The organism is Kordiimonas lipolytica (genome assembly GCF_001550065.1).
This window is the reverse complement of the sequence record NZ_LRUB01000032.1, coordinates 102,436-123,525: the sequence shown is the minus strand read 5'-3', so window position 1 is coordinate 123,525 and position 21,090 is coordinate 102,436. Positions and strand designations below refer to the sequence as shown.

The window sequence follows — 21,090 nt, the reverse complement described above, 5'->3', positions numbered from 1 at the left end:
CTCCAAGGGTCTTAGACAGGGCCGCCAGCGCATTGCCGGCGTTTGGCGCATCCGTTAGCGATGCGCGGAAATATGGAAAAGTTTCAGCACGACTGAAAAATAGTCGTACATGTCGGCCGACATAAACAGCCGGTTGGCTTCGAATTCATGGGATGCAGACAGTTGCTGCAGCGCCTCTTTGCGTGCGGTACGGATCATTCCGGCAAACCCCTCGATCAACTTTGACCGGTAGTGGCCGGCCCCAATCAACAAAGGACGATTTGCGTCGTTACCCGTACATGGCTGCCGGAAGCCTGATGGCTTGTTGCCCGGGAGTCGTGGCACGTGCGCTTTTTACGTCTGGCGGCGTAAATGATGTTTTTTGACTGTGATTGCAAGCGTTTTTTTGAGCGTCGCATTTTTAGAAGGGAACAGGCGCCTCAAAGGTGAGCATTTCTGCCGTTTCAGGGTGCCTGAGTGTTAGCGTTTTTGCATGCAGTTGCAGGCGCGGTGCGGCCTCAAGTGCCTCACCTTCAGCATATAAATTGTCACCCAGAATCGGATGGCCGAGGCTGAGCATATGAACCCGAAGCTGGTGCGACCGTCCGGTGACGGGATAGAGCGCCACACGGGTGGCGTTTTCTTCGCGTTCGATCACTTTGTATCGGGTCAGGGACTTCCGGCCGGTCTCGAAACAGACCTTCTGCTTCGGCCGGTTTGGGTAATCGAACACAAGCGGCAGGTTCACTTCGCCCTCATCGGCGCCCATCTGGCCATAGACGCGGGCCTCGTATGTTTTTTCTGTCAGCCGGTCTTCGAACTGGCGCCCCAGATTTCTCAGCGCATCCATGTGCCGCGCCATGATGATGACGCCCGAGGTTTCCATATCCAGCCGGTGGACGGTGCGGGCGCCTGTGAACTGGGCCTGCGCCCTGGTGGCCAGGCAGTCCTGCTTTTCCTCCGTACGCCCGGGCACGGACAAAAGCCCTGCGGGCTTGTTCAGCACCAGGATATCATCATCTTCGAACAGGATATCGAGCCAGGGCTCAAGGGGAGGATTATAGGGACGGAGCAAGACCATCAGACCAGTGACTTTTCCATTTTTATAAGCGGTACATTGACGCCCAGAGACGTCGGGACCTCTTCATACACGACAGGCGAATATCCGCAAACCTTATAGAGCGGCTCGCCAGACAGGGTGGCCATCAGCTGGCAGGTCCTGAAGCCTTCTTCACGAGCCTTGCCTTCACACAGTTCCATAATCATGCGGCCAATGCCCTGGCGGGCCCAGCCGGGGTGGGTATACATGGCGCGAATGCGGGCGGCTTCGGTTTCCGGGTCAAGAAGGCGCGGATTGCGTCCCTTCGTGTGGTTGGCGCCATAGAGCGTTTCACGCCGGGACCAGCCGCCGCAGCCGACTATCTCACCCTCGCACTCAATCGCATAATAGGTGCCGTCTTCAATAAGCTGCGTGTCCATGCCCATCAGCTCATAGGAGGCCTGGACCTGCTCTGGCGTCAGGAAGCCGTCCTGCAGCTTGCCAATGGAGGCATTCATGATGCTGGTCAGCACGGGGATATCGTCTTTTGTGGCCACGCGGTGCGTGAATTTATGGGTCATGGGTCAGTCACTCTGGTTGATTTGTGTCACTATGTGGTGCGCGCCTTGTGTCTGTCCAATGAAAATGCTCCCCTGAATTGACAGCCCTGCACACAGCCACCATAGTTTCCTGAGAGGGACAACAGGGCGCCAAAGAGTGCCAAAAAACGGGAAGGATTTGAGGTGGCTAGCCAACCTTCAGACCAACACGCACATCCAAAATCTGATATTGAAATCGCCCAGGCCGCCAGCATGCGGCCGATCATGGACGTGGCAAAAGACAAACTCGGGATTGAGGCCACAGACCTTGAACCCTATGGCCACTATAAGGCCAAGCTGTCACTTGACTATATCGACAGCCTTGAAAACCACCCTGACGGCAAGCTCATTCTTGTAACGGCCGTAACGCCGACGCCAGCGGGCGAGGGCAAGACCACCACCACCGTGGGCCTTGGTGACGCGCTCAACCGTATCGGCAAGAAGGCCATGATGTGCCTGCGCGAACCCAGCCTTGGTCCCTGCTTCGGAATGAAGGGAGGCGCGGCCGGCGGCGGTTACGCCCAGGTGGTGCCCATGGAGGATATCAACCTTCATTTCACCGGCGACTTTCACGCCATTGGTGCTGCGAACAACCTCCTGGCCGCGCTGATCGACAACCATGTCTACTGGCGGCAGAACGATGAAACGGGGCTTGATAACCGGCGCATCACCTGGCGTCGGGCGCTCGATATGAACGACCGGTCTTTGAGGCAGATCACAACGTCGCTAGGCGGTGTGGCAAACGGCGCGCCGCGCGAGGCTGGGTTTGATATCACCGTTGCATCAGAGGTGATGGCGATCCTGTGCCTGGCGAAGGACCTCAAGGATCTGGAACGGCGTTTGGGCAATGTGATCATTGGCTTCACGCGCGACCGCAAGCCGGTTCTGGCGCGAGAGATCAATGCCCAGGGTGCGATGACGGCGCTTCTGAAGGACGCCATGAAGCCCAATCTTGTTCAGACGCTTGAAGGCAACCCGGCGTTTGTCCATGGCGGGCCGTTCGCCAACATCGCCCACGGCTGCAACACGCTTATCGCCACCAAGACAGCCCTGAAGCTGGCGGATTATGTGGTCACCGAGGCCGGGTTCGGCGCTGACCTGGGGGCAGAGAAATTCTTCGACATCAAGTGCCGCAAGGGTGGCCTCAAGCCCGATGCTGCAGTGCTGGTGGCCACAATCCGCGCGCTCAAGATGCATGGCGGCGTGGCGAAGGATGACTTGAAAACGGAAAACCTGGATGCGCTGGAAAAGGGCTGCGTGAACCTTGAGCGTCACATCCGAAACCTGAAGCGCTTTGGCGTGAAGGTGGTGGTGGGCATCAACCGTTTCTCGGCAGACACCCCTGCGGAGATGGAACTCGTTCGTAAAAAATGCGCCTCGCTTGGCGTCACGGCGGTTGAAAGCGATCACTGGGCTGAGGGCGGCGCGGGTGCCGAAGAGCTCGCACGCCAGGTTGTGGAAGCAGCAGAAAGCGGCGAGAGCGATTTCAAACCGCTCTACGGTGACAACACGTCGCTCTGGAACAAGATCCAGACCATCGCGACGGACCTTTATGGCGCCAGCGAAATCATCGCCGACAAGAAAGTTCGAGGCCAGATCAGGGACCTGGAGGCCGATTATGGTCATTTCCCGGTCTGTATTGCGAAAACGCAGTATAGCTTTTCCACCGATCCGGACTATAAAGGCGCTCCCACGGGGCACGTGGTGCCAGTCCGCGAAGTACGCCTGAGCGCGGGGGCAGAGTTCCTAGTGGTGATCTGCGGTGACATCATGACCATGCCGGGCCTGCCGCGAGTGCCATCCGCCAACGCCATCCATGTGGACGACAAGGGCCGTGTTGCGGGGCTTTTCTAGGCCCGCCGATTTAGGAGGACTTAAACATGGCTGATGAAGCCAACCTGGGCACCCGCCTTGATGATCTTGAGGTCAAGTTCGCGTTCCAGCAGGAAACGATCGAGACGCTGAACAGCACAGTGACCGACCAGTGGGCGGAGATCGACCGGCTAAAGCGGATGCTGTCGCAGCTGCAGGGCCAGATCGCGGACCTTGAAGATACCCAGGGGCCGGCAGACCCAGGTAATATCAAGCCGCCGCATTACTAGGCCTTGCTTGGGGTTTCCTCTTCTGGCGCGATGGCGCGGTAATCATCTGACCTGAGGGCAGTAACCACTGTCTGGATATCGGCTTCGTCAGCGTTCATGGCCCGGGCCACTTCAGCCCCCAGGCTGAGGCTGGCTTCAAGTGTTTCCGGCACCGCGTGCATAGCGCCCAGCTTCCGCAGTGCCTTGGCCGCTGTGTTGTTATGGGTGCGGACAAATATAGGCAGGGTGGGGCATTCGCGCTTGGCGCATACGATCATGCGCTCCGATGCCTTCGGGTCATCCACCGTAATTACCAGCATGGCAGCTTTACCTGCACCGACAGCGCGCAGAATTTCAGGCCGGGCAGCGTCGCCATAGATGGCTGTATGGCCTGCCTCTCTCGCGCGTTTTACGTGCTCGGGGTTAAGGTCCACGGCTGTGAACGGCAGTTCCAGGTCAGACAGTATGCGGGCGATTGTGTCGCCCACGCGGCCAAACCCGGCGATGACGATATGTTTCTTGTCGTCTTCCTGAGGTGCCACGGATGGAGGCGTGCCGGTATCGCGGGCTACACGCCGCGCCAGTCGTTCACCAAGCAGGAATAGAAGCGGTGTCGCGGCCATCGAAAGCGCAATCACGGCAGATAGCATTTCAACCAGTGGCCCTTCAAGCAGGCCTTCAAGCTGGGCATAGGTAAAGAGCACGAAGCCAAATTCGCCGGACTGCGCCAGAAGGGCCCCCACCTTGATGGCCTCTCCCAGCGGCTGTTTCATGACGCGCACAAGGCCTGTGATGATTACAGCCTTGATGGACAACAGGACCAGAAGTCCGATAAGGATCAGCCCCGTCTGGTCCACCAGCGTGCTGATGTTGATGCCCATGCCCACAGACATGAAAAACAGTCCCAGAAGCAAACCGCGGAAGGGCTGTATGTCAACTTCCACCTGGTGGCGGAACTCCGATTCGGCCATCAACAGCCCTGCGATAAAGGCCCCCATAGCCATCGAAAGGCCAATGCTTTCCATCAGCCAGCCAAAGCCCAGCACCAGAAGCAGGGCAAAGCCTGTAAAGACTTCAGGTGTGCGCCCTGCAGCCACCAAGCGAAACAGCGGGTTGATCGCCAACCGACCGGCCATGATCACACCCGTGAGGATGGCCATTGTTTCAAGAAGGGCGATCCCGAACGACGCCCCGATGGTGGCATCCCCTTTTACCAAAATTGGTACCAGCGCCAGAAGCGGCACGACAGCCAGATCCTGCAAGAGCAGGATGGAAAACCCGGCGCGGCCCCACTGGCTTGAAAGCTGGTTCTTGGATGCCAGAAGCTGGATGCCGAAGGCGGTGCTGGAAAGCGCCAGGCCAAACCCGACCAGTGCGCTTTGTGCGGTGTCCAGCTGCAGGCCATACTGCACCACGCCCCACAGAACCACACCGGTTATCAGAAGCTGCGCGCTGCCAAGGCCGAAAACCTGTCGCCGCATCACCCAGAGGCGTGCCGGCTTGAGCTCAATCCCAATGAGGAACAACAGGAAAACCACACCAAACTCGCCAATGTGGGCGATCTGGGCCGGGTTCGTGATCAGGCCCAGTCCAGAAGGGCCGATCAGCATGCCGCCGACAAGATAGCCAAGGATGGCCCCAAGGCCCAAGCGACTGAAAATGGTGGCCGCGATCACGGCGACTGCCATCAGGCTGAGGATTTCGATGAGCATGGCGTTTTCGTGCATGGTCAGTTTGTCTTGCTCTTGAAGTCGTTAAACACGTTGTATTGTATCTGGTATGTGGCGTTTGTCATCATGCCGCCGGTTTCTGGCCCCGAAGCGTTTCCATTATCTTGACAACCATCATGGGCTGCCAAAGTTTCAGGCTCAGGACATAAGTTGCAACAGAGACGAGGGCAAGCAGGATCAGTGCCTCAAGAGACAGATAATCCGGCCCCGCATAGAGGCGGAAGCCTATTGCCGGCAGCGCGCAAATGATGCTGATCCCAATCGGTCCTGCCAGCGCCCTCGCAAAAGCGTCCGGGGAAATCAGGTTGAGCTTTTTGAGTTGATATCCAGCCGTCAGGATATAAGCCACCGCCGGAACGGCCATCAGTACAGCCACCGTCTTCAGATCGAGGTAAAAGGCGGACATCAGCACAACAACCTTGGTGACATTGTCGGCCAACTGGTTGCGGATAAGCGCTGCCCCATAGCCGAGCGCCACCATGGCGGAACAAGCCAGTGATACAGGGCTTGCAAGCAGGCTGTAGATCACCAGATAGGGCGCGATGGCCGCAGCCTGTGACCATTGGTAACCAAACAGCGTCAGCACGACCTCGGGTGCGACGATCGCGAGCACAAGCCCCGCAGGCCATAGCATCATGGCATAAACATGTATCACTTCCTTCAGTACCGGCTGGCACGCCTTGCCCGCCTTGTTTTGTCGGGCAACTTCCGGCACCAGCACATTGTGGAAGCTCATCTGTGCCACCTGAGAGATCAGCCGTGGCAGGATGTAGCCTCGGTCGAATTGTGCGGCAGGCGCAAGGCCCAGCAATTTGCCCAGGATGAAATTATTGGCGTGGTTTCCGATCATGCCGATCACCGTCGCGGTGGAGAGTGTCAAACCGTAGCGGATGATGGTTTTTGCTCCGTCAAGACGGGGTAAAATGGGTATGTCCCGCCGGAACAGCGCGACCCCCACCATGATGGAGACGACCTTTTCGGCCACGATCGCCATGGCCAGTGCGAGCGCCCCATAGCCATAAAGAACGGCGACAATGGTGGTGATGGCGGAGATGATCATCAGGCCGCTGTCGATCGCAAGGAACCCCCGGAACCGCATGTCCCGCCGCATCAGGCCGCGCATGATGGGAACATGGGTGTTGAGCGCTGTGGCAAGGGCCGTCATCCGGGTGATGTCTGTAATAACGTCGGCACCGAAAAAGGCGCCAAGTGGCGCCGAAATCAGGAAAAGGATCAGCGCCAGCAGCAAATTCAGCAGCATGTTGACCGTAAAGACAGACCGCATCATGGGCTTGTCGAGCCCCTTATAGCTGGCGACGAAATTTTCCACGCCCGCGCTTTCAAAGGCGCGTACGAAGGCGGCGGCGGCCAGCGCCACGCCGAAGCTGCCAAGCTCTGTGGGCGTCAGCATGCGGGCAACGAAAATCGACAATCCGAACTGGATGCCGAGCTTCAGAACCGATGACAGACCGGAAAAATAAAGGGAACGCCCAAGCCCCATGGTGCCTCATCCCCTGTGAGAGCCAAAAAATTCATGTAATCAACAGGTTATCTGGGTGCAGCTTGAGCGTCCAGCATAATTGCGTCTGTGGCCCTAGAGCTGCCAGAGAAGGCGTGTGGCGAGGAAGTGATACACTGGTTCCACCACCGAGCCGTAACGCCAATGAATGAAGCGCACCTGCCTGTAATGCATGACGAAATTCTGCTTCAGCAGCTTCCTGAACAGCATGAGGCTCCAGAGCACGTCCTTCTGCCGCAACAGAAAGAAGGTCGCGGGCAGGAACGGGAAAATTCGGTAGAGCGCCGACCGGTGATTTTTGCCATATGTGATGCCTGCTTCCGACGGTCAGCCACAACTTTAGGCACCTTCTGGGATACTTCAATCCTTTTTCCGGGCCCAATTCCGGGGTCATTTTCCGGCCCACTTCATGATCGCATGGATGGTGTTGGATGGAAAATGCCCCGGATGATCCGGGGGAACTAGTGGGTCAATTGTCTGCAGGCTGGTGCGGGTTGGTCTGCAGGCTGTTTAGGGCGGCGGCGGGAAACTCTTTGTTCGCCGCCAGATAGGACGTCATGTCCCCCACCTTCATCAGCTTGATCAGGCGGCTGCCGTCTATGCCATTTTGGGTGGTCAGCCTCTCGTAAACAACAGGGTCAAACACGGAATATAAATTGCGTTGCCTGATGATGAGGTTCCGCCGCTCAGGGATCGACGCACCTTCAATCCGCAGAATATTGGCGTCCGGCAGGCCGTTCTTCAGCAGTAGTTCGCACTGGATTGAGTTGCGGGTGCAGCTGACCTTGTCGCCAGCGCGCACGATGTCTTCAAGGCTGGTATCAGGCTTTGCGCGTCCCCGCAGGCCATAGAGATAATAATGGGTGGTTTCAAGCGGCAGTATCCAGTGAAACTTGTCCTCACGGACGGCCGTGCGGTCGAGCGGGAAAATCAGGGCATGGGGGTTGGTTTCCGCGCGGCGGTAGGCGGCCGACCACGGCAGCATCGACGCCCGAAAGCGGATGTCGCGTTCTTCCAGAAACTCATAAACCACAGGCACCAGCGTGCCCTTTATCCGGCCGCCTGGGGCGGGTGCTGTGTAGGGCGGTATGCTGGCCGTATAGAGATCAAAATAGGCCGGTGCCTGGTCAAAGCCCGGGTCGTGGGCATGGGCTTCCTGGCCCATGGCTGAGACAAACAGGCCGATGAGCAGCGCGGCGCAGAAGGGCACCGTAGTGGCTAATATATTACCGGCTTGCCTGAATGTCATCGGTGCCTCGTCCGCCATAACTCGCTTTGATGAAGCTAATACATAGGCGGAAAATATGTAGGTCAAATGAAAAGTCAGGCGAAAGGGGCATATTTGCAATTTTACGGATGCTTGCCTAAAATCCCCAACTGGGGTCGGATGTCGGAGGGTTTATGAGGCAGCGGTTGAGCAAGCTGCGTTCCGAGTTTTGCAAAAAAAGTCAGAAGGCCGTCAGGCTGAAGATCGGGATCGCCGCTGTGGGCATAGCCAGCGGGTTGATCTCCATGCCTGCGGCTGCCCAGGTTGTCTGTGAAAATGCCTACAAGTATTTTGATGATCATAGCCACTGGAAGCGCGGTGTCGATGATGTTGTCGAGCCTGTGGTGATCCGGGAAAAGCGTCGGCAACTGAACGCCTGCGTTGCTGTTACGTCGAATGATGTGAACAAAGGCAAGGCTCTCTCCAGGCTGGGGCACCTCAGCTTGGCCGAAGACAATTTCCAGGAAGCCATCCAGCTTTATCGTCGAGCTGTTTCGGCCGCCAACTGGACAGTCGATAGCGAAATTAAGTTTCGCGATGATCTGGTCGGTGCAATTTGGGAATCGAAAGACCATCGGAGCTACATCCGCGAAGCCTCCTATATGCTGTCTCATTTCGGCAGCAGGTTGGGGTATCTGCAGGAACTGTTGTATGCGCGCCGGGCGATGGCGCATGAAAGGCTGGGCAACAAAAAGGCCGCGCTTGCAGACTTCCAACAAAGCGCGCTTCTGGACGAGAGCTTGCGCAAGGGAACCGCTGCGGAGCAGGCGCTGCGCATCATGCGCGAACAGTCCTGGCGCCCCAGTTGCGCTGTGCTCGATGCCTATGAGTTCAATGCCGGTGACGAGTTGACGAAAATTGACGACTGTCTGTCATCAACCAACCTGCCGTCGATCGACAAGGCGCGAGCCTACCGCTTACAGTCCTTGCTGTATGAGCGCGACAAAGACCCGGACGCATCATACCAAAGCCTGCTGAAGCTGATGCGGCTGCCCGTCGACCTTCCCACCTACACGGATCTGGACCGTGGGGACCTCTGGTTTCAAGGTGTGCAAAACGATAGCAGCATGATGCACCGGTTTCTGTTTCATATTATCCGGCAGGGCGACTTCAGCGACCTGTCTGCGCATATCCAGGATGTTGAAAGCAGCTACCGGTCCTTCCTTGAAAAGGCTCTGGCCAAAGGATCACCGTTGGAGCCCAGTTATTCCTTTTTCCTTAGTGTGGGAAGGAACACGAATGAAGAAATCGCCACGCGCTTCCTGTTGTCCTCTGTTGGATGGCTTGTCCAGAGTGGCGAAGCGGCTATTGATGCGGCCAAAAGTCTGCTGGACAGCCGCGTGTACAGGGTGAAAGGCCCCGGTACAAAGGCGCGCCTTCTCATGGCGCGAGCGGATATCCACCTCAGGAAGCAGAATTTGCGCGAGGCTGATAAGGATTTTGCCGCCGTGCTGCCACTCGCGAAAGAGGAGGGGCGTACTGGAATCAGGCGGTCTTCCCAACGGATGCGGGCATTGATTGCGGCAAATCAGGCCAGATTTTCCGACGCCTACGACTTGATGAACAAATATTTCGAAGGTCTGCCGGATACATGGCCAAGCATGGCGACCCCTGACCTGCTTGAGGCGGAGGTCTTACGCACTGACTTCGCCGCCCGCGCGGGTTTTGTTGATGAGGCGCGCAAGCATATTGAAATCCTGAAGGGCATTTATGAGCAGTATGGCCAACCGTGTGAACCCTGTGCCCAGATCGAGCAGAATATGGCCAACTGACGCGAGCGGAAAAGGGAGGAACAGGTGAAGCCCCTGATGATGACTGTTGCGTGTGTATTGTTGCTGGTGGTGTCAGGTATTTCGGCAATGGCTGCCGACAAGCCGCTGACACGGGATCAGGCGTGGGACTGTATCTCCTTTGGTGATGATATTTTGCGTGCCCAGAAACGCATGGATGACTATGCCCGCATGCAGCGCCATGCAAAGAAGCGCTATAATGAGACCACAAACCGGAACTACCAGCGGGAACTGGCGCGCGAGCATGACCGGTACCAGTCCCGCTATAATTCGAATGTAGAAGATTATAATGAAAACCTGCTACCGCGATATAACAAGCGATGCGTGGGCCAAACGCTGCTGGTGAGTGACTATGAAGCCGTCTGCAACACCCGTGCGCGAATGGACAACCCCTTCTGCAAGAGCTTTGGTGATTTACGGCGTGAGGTGATGCGCAAGAAGGGCTGGAAATGACGGTTCTGAAACTCAGTGCAGAGGATGTCGTGGCAAGGGATATTGTCGGGCGGGCATTCCTGCACGAACAGGGACAGTTCGTCTGCCGGGGCTATGTGGCGGACTTCACGGTTGAGGGCGACTATTGGACGCTCAAGGTCCGGGATGTTGAGTTTCTGGACAAGATGGCCATGGCATGGCGCCATGACACAGACATGGATCAATATGGTGGCAGCCTTTCCACGCACTGTTCCTTCGAGGAAGATACGATAGACGGCATCATCAGCCTCTCGGGCTATGGCATGGTGGTTCATGTGGCGCCGGCGTGTGACAACCCCTGGGGCGAGGTCGATTGGCCCGAACTGGATGGTTACGAGGGCGGCCCGATGGAAGGTGGGCCGCTGAGCAAGCGGGAAAAAAAGAAGCGGCGGAAGCAGCGGCGCTGAAGGTCAGGGTGAGACTATGAAAAATGCATCAACCATAGACTGGTGGAGCTGGAGTGGCTTTTTCTACACGTTTTTTGGCGGGATTTTTTGGTGGCTGCATTGGCAACCGGTTCGTTTTCTGGTGACGCTGGCCTATCCGCTGATATTGGGGTTTCTTGAGTATGCGCTCGCGCCCGATCTTGCTGATGGAGGAGCAGAGCGGGATGCCCCCTCCTGGGCCATTTACGCCATGGCAGCCTGGCCGCTGGTTATGGGGTTTGTGCAAAGTGATGCCGTCTATGGCGTCTATATTGAACGGCGGTCCAAACTTGCCGGAACCGCGTGCCTTCTTTTGTTTGCATTCGCCTTCCTCCTTAGCAAACCGGGGTATGATCTCCGTCACCAGCTGGCTGCAGAAATTTCTTCGCCAGCCATAGCCGCCATGGTGCGGCCGCCCGTTGACTGGCGGGAGCTCAAGAAGGAGTTTGATGAAGAGAAGAAGCGCTTCGGCTTTGTCGACCAGCATGGTGTCTGGGTTATCCCGCCCAAATATATTCACCAGATGGGGCAACTGACAGACAGGCGGTTCAGGGACAACCGCGCCCTTGTGGTGATGAGCAAAAAAGACCTCGGCGGCAGTAAGAATAACCTCACTTACATCGATTCGACCGGCACCGCCATCACACCCTATTTCAATGAGCTGTACGGCCGGTTGCCAGAGGGCGATCTGGCCTGCGTCAGTTTGGCACCGGAAGGGAAGGGGCTGGATCAAGAGGGTGTCATCAATATCGAGACCGGCGAGTGGGTCCATGGTCCTGGCCAGCCTATATTCCTGCATGAAACGAATTTTCGTGGCAGGCTGTGCCGCTATTTTGAAGAAGCGAATGTGATGGCTGTTGAACTGTCTGCTGAAGAGGTCAGTAAAAACATTGCACGCCACCAGGCGGTCTTTTATGGCCGCGGCGACAAGCTATTGTTTGAGAAAAGTATCGAGGTTCTCCTCAGCAGTGGCGACAAGTTCATCGTGGATGACAAGACTTTGCGGACCTTTCCAACATGCGTTGATGGAAGAATAGGTCCATATCGTGTGGAAAATCGTGAATATCTGCTTGGCATATATGATGGAAACGGCCGCAAGGTATCAGAAACCCGTTTCACACGCTTCAAGCCTTCCAAGGTGCCCTTGTCCCGGTGCCCGGCGCGTTGAGGTGCGAGGCCAACAAAAAAGCCGCCCATGACGGAGCGGCTTTTTTAAGTGGTGCCCGGGGGCGGATTCGAACCACCGACACGCGGATTTTCAATCCGCTGCTCTACCAACTGAGCTACCCGGGCATGCCATATCCGCAGCAATGAATACCGCGTCAGCGAAGGCGCTTATAGGCAATAACTTTGGGCCTGTCCAGCGCTGAATCGAATTTTTTTGACGTCTTTGTTACGAAGGCTCTGCCTCGCCAATATCGTCCGGTATTTCCGTGTCGCCGGGCAGAGTATATTCCTCGTTGAACCATTTCCCAAGGTCCACATCCGCGCAGCGCTTGGAGCAGAAGGGGCGGAATTGCTGAACGCCCGGCTTGCCGCATTCGGGGCACTTGCTGCCGGTTTTTGCTTTTGCTTTCTTGTCAGACATGCGTCTCCCTTTCTCTTATGCCCTGAGCCACACTGCTGGTTCGGCTGCCCCTTCGATCACCACGTCGCGCCCGGTCGCTTCACGGAGCGAATCGGTCACATCCGTGCGCGCCTCCAGCCACCGTTTCGTGCCTTCAGGTGCGGCAATGACAAGCGCGCCTGGCTCTGCCCGGTTTGCCGCGCGCACGCCGTCGCGCAGCAGCTGCAGGGCCTGTGCCTGTGCCCGGGCGCTTGGGGCGGCACGCACTATCATGCGGTCGCGAAGGCTCAGGCCCGACCGCTTGCGGTTGATTTCCATCAGGCCGAACTGCGACAGGCCCGTGTGCTGCACCGGCACAGTGTCATTCTTGAAGGCGGCATCCACGGTGTTCATCAGTTCCCTGGCGTGGCCCTTGGATGACATATCGATGAAATCCACCACCACAAGGCCGCCGATATCCTGGAACCTGAGGTGCCATGCCACAGCCATGGCCGCTTCCATATTGGTGATCAGTTTGGCTTCACCGGCATTGCGGCCCTTCAGCGCACCACCCATGTTCACATCCACAGCCGTCAGCGCCGGTGTGGGGGTGATGGAGATCCAGCCGCCAGACGGCAGATCAATCCGGTCCGAGAGCGCTTCTTCAACGGCTTCGTTGACGCCATATTCCTCGAACGCGGCGGTTTTGCCCTTGTATGGCTTCAGCCGGTCGGCCACGTCAGGCCAGTAGCGGGCAGCCATGGCCTTGGCATCTGCAAGCGCACTGCCACCTTCAATCAGGATTTCGCCATCGTCGTGGGGTGCGGCCAGCAGCGCTTGCGCCATGGGGCTGTGGGCGAACAACATGCCCGGCTTGTCTGCCATGCCCCAAAGCGCATTCATCAGCATCCCGGCTTCTGCCGCAACAGCTGCAGGCGGAACGCTGCCGGCGTGGCTGCGCACGATCAGGGCGGCGTTTGACGCCATATCCGTGAGAAGCGGGGCAAGTGCCTTTTGGGCCTTTGGCCCCAGGTCTTTTGAGAAGTTCAGTCGCGCGCCACCGGCTTCCACCACCACATAGCGGCCAAGGAGCCGTGGGCGCGGCGTTACTGGCAGTGCCTTGCCTTCAAGCGCGGAAGGTTCCGCCAGCACCTGCACGGTCAGCATGTCGCCCTCACGCACACAGTCGCTGATGCTGTCTGCGCGGCCTTTCACCAGCAGTTTCGCGCGCCTGAGGTTCATGGCACCCGCGAGCCCGTCGCCCAGGTCAAGGAAGGCCATGTCCAGCGTGCCGTCCACGCGGGTGACCCGGGCGCGGAAAATGGCGTCCAAGGGGCTCAGGTCCGCGTCGGTATGAAACTGGATGGTCTCTGCGAAGCCGTCTTCGTCCACGGTGGCGCTGCGCCACTCCAGTAAGCCGGGCTCGATGATGGTGAAGCCTGTCATGTCAGTTCTGCTTTAGGTGCGCGTTCAGCCAGCCACCCACTTCAAAGAGCGGTAGCCCGACGACGTTTGAGTATGACCCGGAAAGGAAGCGTACATATGTGGCGGCAAGCCCCTGGATGGCGTAGCCACCGGCTTTGCCGTCCCACTCGCCGCTCTCGATATAGTGGTCAATATCCATGTCTGAGAGGCGCTTGAAGGCGACAACCGTGGTGACCGATTTGGTCAAGTGTTTGCCGCTCGGTAGCACGATGGATATGCCGGAAATCACCTTGTGCCTGCGGCCGGAAAGCATCTTCAGGCACATGCGTGCTGTGGCTTCGTCTTCCGCTTTCGGTAGGATGCGTTTGCCCACGGCCACGACTGTGTCGGCCGCCAGAACGAGCGCGCCAACATGGTCAGGCGCGATAGCTGCTGCCTTCTCCCGCGCCAGGCGTTCGGCGTGGGGCTTTGGCAGTTCATCCCTGAAAGGTGTCTCGTCAATATGGGCCGGCGCGATGGCGTCCGGCGTTATGCCGATCTGCGCCAACAGATCCCGTCGCCGCGGGGATGCCGAGGCGAGGACGAGTGTTTGAGCTGTTTGGGTAGCTTGCGCGCCCTTCTGGGCGTCATGTGGGCGCACGGCCATCAGGTCCCGACCGATCTTATTTGAAACGGTAGGTGATGCGGCCTTTGGTCAGGTCGTATGGCGTCAGTTCAACCAGAACTTCGTCGCCCGCCAGCACACGGATGCGGTTCTTGCGCATCTTGCCTGCGGTATGACCCAGAATCTCGTGGCCGTTTTCAAGTTCTACACGGAACATGGCGTTTGGCAGCAGTTCGGTCACTTTGCCGCGCATCTCCAAAACTTCTTCTTTAGCCATTTTATCTCCTTGTTATGGCTTTCAATTCGCGCACATACATGAAGCGTGTGCAGCCGAAATGCAACATTTTTGGCGTTTCGGGGGCTAAAAAGTCAGCGGTTTGTGGTGATTTTGCCATGAATGACCCAAATTTAGTGCCACTTTTACCGCACATAAGCCGATTATGGCCTAATAGGGGAAGCGGTCGGCGATGCGGCACTCCAGATGATCGCGCACAAGCCGGTAGCTGTCCATGATCTGATTCCGGTTGCCTTCTGCGTCGGATGGATCGGGCGTGGGCCAGAACTCAAGCGCAACATTTGCGGCAGAGGCATCCTTTTCAATGCGGTCCTTGGCCTCCTGGGTCAGCGCTACAATCAGGTCGAACGCGTCCAGTTTCACGTCAGCGAGCGTCAGTGCTTTGTGGTTTGAAATGTCGATGCCTTCTTCCTTGAGGGCGGCGACTGAGAAAGGATCAAGCGCGCCCGCGATCAGCCCGGCCGATTCGACAAACAAGCGGCGCTTCGAATGTTTGCTCGCCAGCGCTTCGGCCATCGGGCTCCTGACGGCGTTTTGGTTGCAGACAAACAGAACGCTTTTCACGGGTTTTTGCGCGTCTGTCATCGTGGTCCCCGGTTTTCCTTGAGGTGCAACACGCACACCAGGGTGAAAAGGCGCCGCGCAGTTTGCGTGTCCACCTTGATCTTGCCTTCAAGACGTTCCTGCAGCAGTTCACTGCCCTGGTTATGAAGCCCGCGGCGGCCCATGTCGATCGCTTCGATCTGGCTGGGGCTGGCGGTCTTGATCGCCTCATAATAGCTGTCGCAGATGGCGAAATATTCGCGGATGATGCGCCGGAACGGTGTCATGGCCAGTCGGAAGGTCATCAAGAGGTCATCGTTTGTGGACTTCACGTCGAAGTTCAGCCGTCCTTCAATGGTCGCAAGCGTCAGCTTGTATGGGCCTTCGTATGACTCGTCGGCGGATTTTTCCAGCTGGAAGCTGTTTTCCTCGAGAAGGTCGAAGATGGCAATGCGGCGCTCGTGCTCGACGTCCGCGCTCCAGCGCACGACCGTGCTTTCATCCAGTGTCACATCTACGAGCTTATGAGTAGCCATGGCTCTATTGTTTAGGGTCTTTCAGCCGAATGGCAACCGAAAGTGCATGTGCGCCCAAACCTTCTTCTTCCGCGAGCCTTACAGCTGATGGCCCAATGGCCTGAAGGCTGGCTTTCGTGCAGCCCACAAATGTGGTGCGTTTCATGAAATCATAGACACTGAGGCCGGATGAAAAGCGCGCCGCGCGCGCGGTCGGCAGCACGTGGTTTGGCCCGGCGACATAATCGCCGATAGCTTCGGGCGTGTAGCGGCCAAGAAAGATGGCGCCCGCGTTCCTGACCCGGCCTGCGAAGGCGTCAGCGTCATCCATCGCCAGTTCAAGGTGCTCCGGTGCCAGCCGGTTCACCAGTGGCACAGCCTCCATCAGGCTGTCCACGATGACGACAGCGCCATAGTCGGTCCAGCTTGCGAGCGCGATACTGCGCCGGTCAAGCGACGCCAGATGGTCTTCAACCGCGGCCATAACCTGGCGCGCGTAGGCTTCATCATCGGTGATCAGGATGGATTGTGCCGCCGTGTCATGCTCAGCCTGCGAGAGTAAGTCTGCCGCGATCCAGCGCGGGTCGTTCTTATTGTCAGCGACCACCAGGATTTCCGACGGGCCTGCGATGGTGTCGATGCCCACCTTGCCGAACACCTGCCGCTTGGCTTCGGCCACAAAGGCGTTGCCGGGGCCGACGATTTTATCGACTGGTGCAATTGATTCGGTGCCATAGGCAAGGGCGGCCACAGCCTGCGCGCCGCCGATGCGGTATATTTCGGTCACGCCTGCGAGCTTGGCGGCCGCCAGCACGAGGGGGTTCAGCACATCATCGGGTGTGGGCACAACCATCACCACCCGGTCGACGCCCGCGACAGACGCCGGAATGGCGTTCATCAGAACACTTGATGGGTAGCTTGCGGTACCGCCCGGCACATAAAGGCCAGCGGCCTCCACGGCCTGCCAGGTCTGGCCAAGGCGCACGCCCACCTCGTCTGTATAGTCCAGGTCGTCCGGGATCTGCTTGGCGTGGAAGGCGCGGATGCGGTTTGCGGCTACTTCGAGCGCGGCCATGGTCTCCGCGTCCACTTGTGCGCAGGCAGCCTCAACCTCGGCGTCGGATATGGCGAGGCCGCGACCGCGCGCGTCGAACCGGTCGAACCTGAACGTCAGGTCATAAAGCGCGTCATCGCCCCGGTCCTGAATGTCCCGCAGGATGTCGGTGACCACATCGCGCACATCCGTCGTGGTTTCGCGTTTGGCCGACAGGAGTGCCTTGAAGGCGGCTTCGAAGTCGGGTGCGCGGCTTTTAAGAATTTGCGCCATCTTGCACAGCCTCCCTGAAACGGTCGATCCAGTAGCTGATCTCGCGCGGGCGAGTTTTGAAGGCCGGGCGATGCACCACAAGGCGCGAGGTGATGTGTGTCAGCACCTCCACTTCCTTCAGCTTGTTGGCCTTGAGAGTGCCGCCGGTGGACACAAGGTCAACAATGCGGCGGCTGAGCCCCAGCTGCGGCGCCAGTTCCATGGCGCCATTCAGCTTGATGCATTCGGCCTGAACCCCGCGTTCGGCATAATAGCGCCGCGTCAGGTTCGGGTATTTGGTGGCCACGCGAATGTGCGACCATTCGCGCGGGTCTTCCGTGGCTTCATCTTCCGGCATCGCGAGCGACAGGCGGCAGTGGCCGATGTCCAGATCAAGCGGCGAATAGAGGTCAGAATATCCAAATTCCTGCAGCACATCGTTGCCGACAACCGCCATGTGGGCGGCACCGAAGGCAACGAAGGTTGCGGCATCGAACGCGCGCACACGGATGATGGACAAGTTCGGGATGTTGGTGTCGAACTGCAGGGCGCGGGATTTCGGGTCATCGAACGCGGCTTCCGGATGGATACCGGCAGCTTTCACGAGTGGCATGACTTCCTCGAGAATGCGGCCCTTCGGCAGGGCGAGTACCAGTTTATCTGTGAGTTCCATCGGTCGGTTCCGGTTCGCTTTTATAAAGTACAAAAGAAATGGTGGCGGCATGGTGCTGCCAGGGTGGACTTAGTCCGCATGATGGGGGCGTTCAAGCGCTTCCCATTCATCGCCCATGTCTGAAAGCGTGGCATCAATGCATTCGGCCGTCAGCCGGATGCTGGCCCCGCCGGCGAAATTCAGCATGATGAAATAATCGACACCGTTTTCATGAACCTCGATATCCAGAAGCTCAAGCACAGTATCCTCATCCTTGATGTCAATGCCGTGAAGCTTTGCCGCCAGGATGCCGTTCATGTGAAAACCGGTGCGCACGCGCTCGCCCTTGGGGCGGAAAAACTTGCGCTTCTTTTCCCAGCGGAAGCGGTTGCCGACAAAAGCGAAGCGGTGCTCTTTCGGCAGCCACGCAATGTCGCCCACGCGCACGGTGGTATCCTGCAAAAGGCCTGACATGATGGTCAGGTCCTCTTCGGTGTGGCTGATCAGTTTCAAAGGGTCGCTCATAAAGCACGGTTTCCAATAGTCAGAATCGACTGCAATGTAGGCGGCATGCCCCCATGCTTCAAGTGGTTTCCCATTAAGGAAGAGCGCAGAAAATCTATTGGAAGCGTTTGGTCCGGCTAGTCTGGCATGCGTTCCACATTCGCGCCCACGGCCTTGAGCTTCTCTTCAAGCCGTTCATAGCCGCGGTCCAGGTGATAAAGCCGCCTCAGTTCCGTCTTGCCTTCCGCCACCAGGGCGGCGAGCGCGAGGCCCATGCTTGCGCGCAGGTCTGTGGCCATCACGGGCGCGCCTTTCAGCCTGTCAACAACGCGCACGGTGGCGCTGGAGCCAGTAACCGTGATGTCCGCGCCCAGACGGCACAGTTCCGGCACGTGCATGAAGCGGTTCTCGAAAATGGCCTCGGTGATCACGCTGGCGCCGTTGGCCACGCAGGCGAGCGCCATGAACTGGGCCTGCATGTCGGTGGCGAAACCAGGGAAGGGCTGGGTGACGATATTGAAGCCGTGGATATGGCCGTTGGATTTGACGCGGATGCCGCCGTCCTCAACCGTCACGATACCGCCCGCTTCTTCCAATTTATCAAGCGTGGCCTGCATGTCATGGGCCCGCGCGCCTTCAAGCAGGAGGTTGCCGCGCGTCATCAGCGCCGCGACAGCGTAGGAGCCCGCCTCGATCCGGTCAGGCATCACTTCATGTTCGGCGCCGTGCAGGCGGTCCACGCCCTCAACCGTGATGGTCTCATGCCCCGCGCCTTCAATTCGCGCACCCATGGCGTTCAGGCAGGCTGCCAGATCGGCGATCTCAGGCTCGCGCGCGGCATTCTCGATCACCGTCGTGCCCTTCGCGAGCGTGGCGGCCATCAGCGCATTTTCGGTGGCACCGACTGAGACAAACGGGAAGCGGATGTTGCCGCCCGTGAGGCCCTTTGGTGCGCTTGCCCTCACATAGCCCTCGGCCACGTCGATCTCTGCGCCCAGCGCTTTCAGGGCCTTCAGGTGCAGGTCAATCGGGCGGGTGCCGATGGCGCAGCCGCCGGGTAAACTCACGATCGCTTCGCCCGCGCGGGCCACAAGGGGCCCCAGCACCAGAATGGATGCGCGCATCTTGCGCACGAAATCGTATGGAGCGACCGTGTCGTTGATCTGCCCGGCATCGAACGTGAGGCTGCGGCCCGCAATGCGACCGCCCTGTCCGCCCGCCATGGTGACAGTGACGCCCATGTGATTGAGGAGATCCGCAAGCGTCGTGATGTCCGCAAGGCGCGGCATGTTATGAAGCGTGAGAGGTTCGGCAGAAAGAAGGGACGCACACATGAGCTTGAGCGCGGAGTTTTTCGCGCCCGAAATAGGAACCACGCCTTCAAGCCTGTTCCCGCCCTCAATAACCAGTTTGTCCATCAGTCTTTGTGCCCTTATTCAATTTCGTGTCTGTGAAAGCCTAACTTGGCCCCCAATAAAGGCAGCTTGGCGGCGATGATGTGCGAACAAATTGTCCATCAGTTAGTTGAACAGGCTTGTAAAAAATCCGACGATAAAAAGAAAGCCTGTAGTTTGCAGTGCCGTTTCGGGGTTTCCTGAAAAAAGATACCCACTAATGCCGCCTATTCCTCCTACGAGAGACCCCACAAGAATGTGCGTCCAAATGGTGTCTTTAGTTTCGGGGGTATCTGGCATTTTGAAAACCCTGCACGCTTTGGCAAACGCCTTAAAGCTTCGGCAGGGTAACGCCGGTCTGGCCCTGATATTTGCCGCTGCGGTCGCTGTAGGCGGTCTCGCACGGCTCGTTCCCTTGCAGGAACAGGAACTGGCAGGCACCTTCGTTGGCGTAGATTTTTGCGGGCAGTGGGGTGGTGTTGGAGAACTCCAGCGTCACATGGCCTTCCCAGCCGGGCTCGAGCGGTGTCACATTCACGATGATGCCGCAGCGGGCATAGGTTGATTTGCCAAGGCAGATCACCAGCACGTCTTTTGGAATGCGGAAATACTCGACCGTCCGCGCCAGGGCGAAGCTGTTCGGCGGGATAATGCACACATCTGTGTCGCGGTCGACAAAGCTTTTCGGGGAAAAGTCTTTTGGGTCGACGATGGCGCTGTCCACATTGGTGAAAATCTTGAACTCAGGCGCCACGCGGGCGTCATAACCATAGGATGACAGCCCGTAGGAGATGTTATCCTTCCTGACCTGCCCGTCCACAAACGGTTCGATCATGCCGTGTTGTTGTGACATTTCGCGAATCCATTTATCGGACATGATGGCCATTGGCGTCTCCCCTGAGTGGCTTTTGTTTGGCTTTTGCCCCAACCCACAGGGGCACAGTTATTTCCCGCATTAGTAAGCCAATCGCTTGTGCGCGACAAGCGTTAAACCTACCAGATGTAGCTTTTAAAAGGCGGGGTGAGGTGTGAGCGGAAAAAAGCCGTGAAGGCGCGGCCATTTAGTCTTCGGTCTTGCGCGTCCGCTGCTGTTCCTTGCGGCGGCGCAGGTTGGCGCGCAGGGCTTCTGCCAGCCGGGCCTGTTTTTCGGCATCCTTCAGCTTGCCTGAATCCTGCTTGATTGGCTTGTCGGTTTTTGTCTTTTCGCTCATGCGACCACATTTGCGCCAAAGCGCGGCGATTTTCAAGATTGAATGTGCGCGGAAATTACTTATTGACTCGCGCCGGGGGCGCTTATAGAAGATCGCTCGCAAGACGTGGCCTGCTGCTGTAGCTCAGGGGTAGAGCACTCCCTTGGTAAGGGAGAGGTCGGAAGTTCAAATCTTCTCAGCAGCACCACGCTTTCT

Annotated in this window: 25 protein-coding genes and 2 tRNA genes; 8 read left to right on the top strand and 19 right to left on the bottom strand. The window is 58.0% G+C overall.

Annotated features, from left to right (window positions below; all coding sequences use genetic code 11):
- Nucleotides 1-54 precede the first annotated feature (54 nt).
- The 3 genes from KORM41_RS21940 to KORM41_RS16350 form a co-directional block, all read right to left on the bottom strand.
- The gene (locus tag KORM41_RS21940) at nt 55-198 is read right to left on the bottom strand and encodes a hypothetical protein (RefSeq protein WP_156432027.1); all 144 of its coding nucleotides are present in this window, start codon (nt 196-198) and stop codon (nt 55-57) included.
- Nucleotides 199-400: 202 nt separating this feature from the next.
- Nucleotides 401-1,060 (bottom strand): bifunctional tRNA pseudouridine(32) synthase/23S rRNA pseudouridine(746) synthase RluA, encoded by a 660-nt coding sequence (gene rluA, locus KORM41_RS16355; protein ID WP_068150645.1) that lies wholly within the window; start codon nt 1,058-1,060, stop codon nt 401-403.
- Entirely contained in the window at nt 1,060-1,599 is a 540-nt protein-coding gene (locus KORM41_RS16350; RefSeq protein ID WP_068150642.1) for a GNAT family N-acetyltransferase, read from the bottom strand. Before KORM41_RS16350 ends, rluA begins: the two co-directional genes overlap by 1 nt.
- A gap of 162 nt (nt 1,600-1,761) precedes the next feature.
- Here KORM41_RS16350 and KORM41_RS16345 point away from each other — a divergent pair, with 162 nt between their 5' ends.
- Both KORM41_RS16345 and KORM41_RS16340 read left to right on the top strand, forming a co-directional pair.
- Nucleotides 1,762-3,471 (top strand): formate--tetrahydrofolate ligase, encoded by a 1,710-nt coding sequence (locus tag KORM41_RS16345; RefSeq protein WP_068150637.1) that lies wholly within the window; start codon nt 1,762-1,764, stop codon nt 3,469-3,471.
- A gap of 26 nt (nt 3,472-3,497) precedes the next feature.
- Nucleotides 3,498-3,719, top strand: a complete 222-nt coding sequence (locus KORM41_RS16340; RefSeq protein WP_068150634.1) for a SlyX family protein — start codon at nt 3,498-3,500, stop codon at nt 3,717-3,719.
- On the opposite strand, the gene KORM41_RS16335 is transcribed toward KORM41_RS16340, so the two are convergent.
- Nucleotides 3,716-5,425 (bottom strand): monovalent cation:proton antiporter-2 (CPA2) family protein, encoded by a 1,710-nt coding sequence (locus KORM41_RS16335; RefSeq protein WP_068150631.1) that lies wholly within the window; start codon nt 5,423-5,425, stop codon nt 3,716-3,718. The genes KORM41_RS16340 and KORM41_RS16335 overlap by 4 nt on opposite strands.
- A gap of 67 nt (nt 5,426-5,492) precedes the next feature.
- On the bottom strand, nt 5,493-6,929 hold the full coding sequence (locus KORM41_RS16330; protein ID WP_068150628.1) for an oligosaccharide flippase family protein: 1,437 nt from the start codon (nt 6,927-6,929) through the stop codon (nt 5,493-5,495).
- Nucleotides 6,930-7,016: 87 nt separating this feature from the next.
- On the opposite strand from KORM41_RS16330, the gene KORM41_RS22070 reads away from it, so the two are divergent.
- Nucleotides 7,017-7,412 carry a hypothetical protein gene (locus KORM41_RS22070; protein WP_197421219.1) on the top strand — a complete coding sequence of 132 codons (396 nt, stop codon included), beginning with the start codon at nt 7,017-7,019 and terminating at the stop codon, nt 7,410-7,412.
- Between the two features lie 4 nt (nt 7,413-7,416).
- Here KORM41_RS22070 and KORM41_RS16325 read toward each other — a convergent pair whose 3' ends face one another.
- Nucleotides 7,417-8,196 (bottom strand): hypothetical protein, encoded by a 780-nt coding sequence (locus tag KORM41_RS16325; protein ID WP_156432025.1) that lies wholly within the window; start codon nt 8,194-8,196, stop codon nt 7,417-7,419.
- A 164-nt stretch (nt 8,197-8,360) separates the two neighbouring features.
- Here KORM41_RS16325 and KORM41_RS16320 point away from each other — a divergent pair, with 164 nt between their 5' ends.
- Genes KORM41_RS16320 through KORM41_RS16305 form a run of 4 tightly spaced genes read left to right on the top strand, consistent with a single transcriptional unit; the run spans nt 8,361 to nt 12,068 of the window.
- Nucleotides 8,361-9,986, top strand: coding sequence for a hypothetical protein (locus KORM41_RS16320; RefSeq protein ID WP_197421217.1), 1,626 nt, complete (start codon nt 8,361-8,363; stop codon nt 9,984-9,986).
- A gap of 24 nt (nt 9,987-10,010) precedes the next feature.
- Nucleotides 10,011-10,457: a hypothetical protein gene (locus KORM41_RS16315; protein ID WP_068150618.1), complete on the top strand. Its 447-nt coding sequence runs from the start codon at nt 10,011-10,013 to the stop codon at nt 10,455-10,457.
- Nucleotides 10,454-10,882 carry a hypothetical protein gene (locus KORM41_RS16310; protein ID WP_068150615.1) on the top strand — a complete coding sequence of 143 codons (429 nt, stop codon included), beginning with the start codon at nt 10,454-10,456 and terminating at the stop codon, nt 10,880-10,882. The genes KORM41_RS16315 and KORM41_RS16310 overlap by 4 nt, the downstream gene beginning before the upstream one ends.
- 16 nt (nt 10,883-10,898) lie before the next feature.
- A complete protein-coding gene (locus tag KORM41_RS16305) occupies nt 10,899-12,068 on the top strand; it encodes a WG repeat-containing protein (RefSeq protein WP_068150610.1) in 1,170 nt (389 codons plus the stop codon).
- 49 nt (nt 12,069-12,117) lie between these two features.
- Here the strand turns inward: KORM41_RS16305 and KORM41_RS16300 are convergent.
- The 13 genes from KORM41_RS16300 to KORM41_RS22065 all read right to left on the bottom strand — a co-directional run bounded on the left by KORM41_RS16300 (nt 12,118) and on the right by KORM41_RS22065 (nt 20,895).
- Nucleotides 12,118-12,193 (bottom strand) — tRNA-Phe (locus KORM41_RS16300).
- Nucleotides 12,194-12,293: 100 nt separating this feature from the next.
- Nucleotides 12,294-12,488, bottom strand: coding sequence for a DNA gyrase inhibitor YacG (locus KORM41_RS16295; protein WP_068150607.1), 195 nt, complete (start codon nt 12,486-12,488; stop codon nt 12,294-12,296).
- A gap of 15 nt (nt 12,489-12,503) precedes the next feature.
- A complete protein-coding gene (locus KORM41_RS16290) occupies nt 12,504-13,892 on the bottom strand; it encodes a ribonuclease E/G (protein WP_068150603.1) in 1,389 nt (462 codons plus the stop codon).
- Between the two features lies 1 nt (nt 13,893).
- The gene (locus tag KORM41_RS16285; protein ID WP_068150600.1) at nt 13,894-14,517 is read right to left on the bottom strand and encodes a Maf family protein; all 624 of its coding nucleotides are present in this window, start codon (nt 14,515-14,517) and stop codon (nt 13,894-13,896) included.
- A gap of 16 nt (nt 14,518-14,533) precedes the next feature.
- Complete coding sequence (gene infA / locus KORM41_RS16280) at nt 14,534-14,752, bottom strand: translation initiation factor IF-1 (RefSeq protein WP_068150598.1); 219 nt, start codon at nt 14,750-14,752, stop codon at nt 14,534-14,536.
- A gap of 168 nt (nt 14,753-14,920) precedes the next feature.
- On the bottom strand, nt 14,921-15,355 hold the full coding sequence (locus KORM41_RS16275) for an arsenate reductase/protein-tyrosine-phosphatase family protein (RefSeq protein WP_068150595.1): 435 nt from the start codon (nt 15,353-15,355) through the stop codon (nt 14,921-14,923).
- On the bottom strand, nt 15,352-15,849 hold the full coding sequence (locus tag KORM41_RS16270; protein ID WP_068150592.1) for a UPF0262 family protein: 498 nt from the start codon (nt 15,847-15,849) through the stop codon (nt 15,352-15,354). The genes KORM41_RS16275 and KORM41_RS16270 overlap by 4 nt, the downstream gene beginning before the upstream one ends.
- A gap of 4 nt (nt 15,850-15,853) precedes the next feature.
- A complete protein-coding gene (gene hisD, locus KORM41_RS16265) occupies nt 15,854-17,155 on the bottom strand; it encodes a histidinol dehydrogenase (protein WP_068150589.1) in 1,302 nt (433 codons plus the stop codon).
- Nucleotides 17,139-17,807, bottom strand: a complete 669-nt coding sequence (gene hisG / locus KORM41_RS16260) for an ATP phosphoribosyltransferase (RefSeq protein ID WP_068150586.1) — start codon at nt 17,805-17,807, stop codon at nt 17,139-17,141. Before hisG ends, hisD begins: the two co-directional genes overlap by 17 nt.
- Nucleotides 17,808-17,876: 69 nt before the next feature.
- A complete protein-coding gene (locus KORM41_RS16255) occupies nt 17,877-18,311 on the bottom strand; it encodes a DUF2948 family protein (protein WP_068150582.1) in 435 nt (144 codons plus the stop codon).
- A gap of 116 nt (nt 18,312-18,427) precedes the next feature.
- Nucleotides 18,428-19,708 (bottom strand): UDP-N-acetylglucosamine 1-carboxyvinyltransferase, encoded by a 1,281-nt coding sequence (gene murA / locus KORM41_RS16250; protein WP_068150579.1) that lies wholly within the window; start codon nt 19,706-19,708, stop codon nt 18,428-18,430.
- A gap of 307 nt (nt 19,709-20,015) precedes the next feature.
- Nucleotides 20,016-20,570, bottom strand: a complete 555-nt coding sequence (gene dcd / locus KORM41_RS16245; RefSeq protein ID WP_068150576.1) for a dCTP deaminase — start codon at nt 20,568-20,570, stop codon at nt 20,016-20,018.
- A gap of 175 nt (nt 20,571-20,745) precedes the next feature.
- A complete protein-coding gene (locus KORM41_RS22065; protein ID WP_197421213.1) occupies nt 20,746-20,895 on the bottom strand; it encodes a hypothetical protein in 150 nt (49 codons plus the stop codon).
- Between the two features lie 112 nt (nt 20,896-21,007).
- Here KORM41_RS22065 and KORM41_RS16240 point away from each other — a divergent pair.
- Nucleotides 21,008-21,082: transfer RNA gene (locus KORM41_RS16240), tRNA-Thr, on the top strand.
- Nucleotides 21,083-21,090 lie beyond the last annotated feature (8 nt).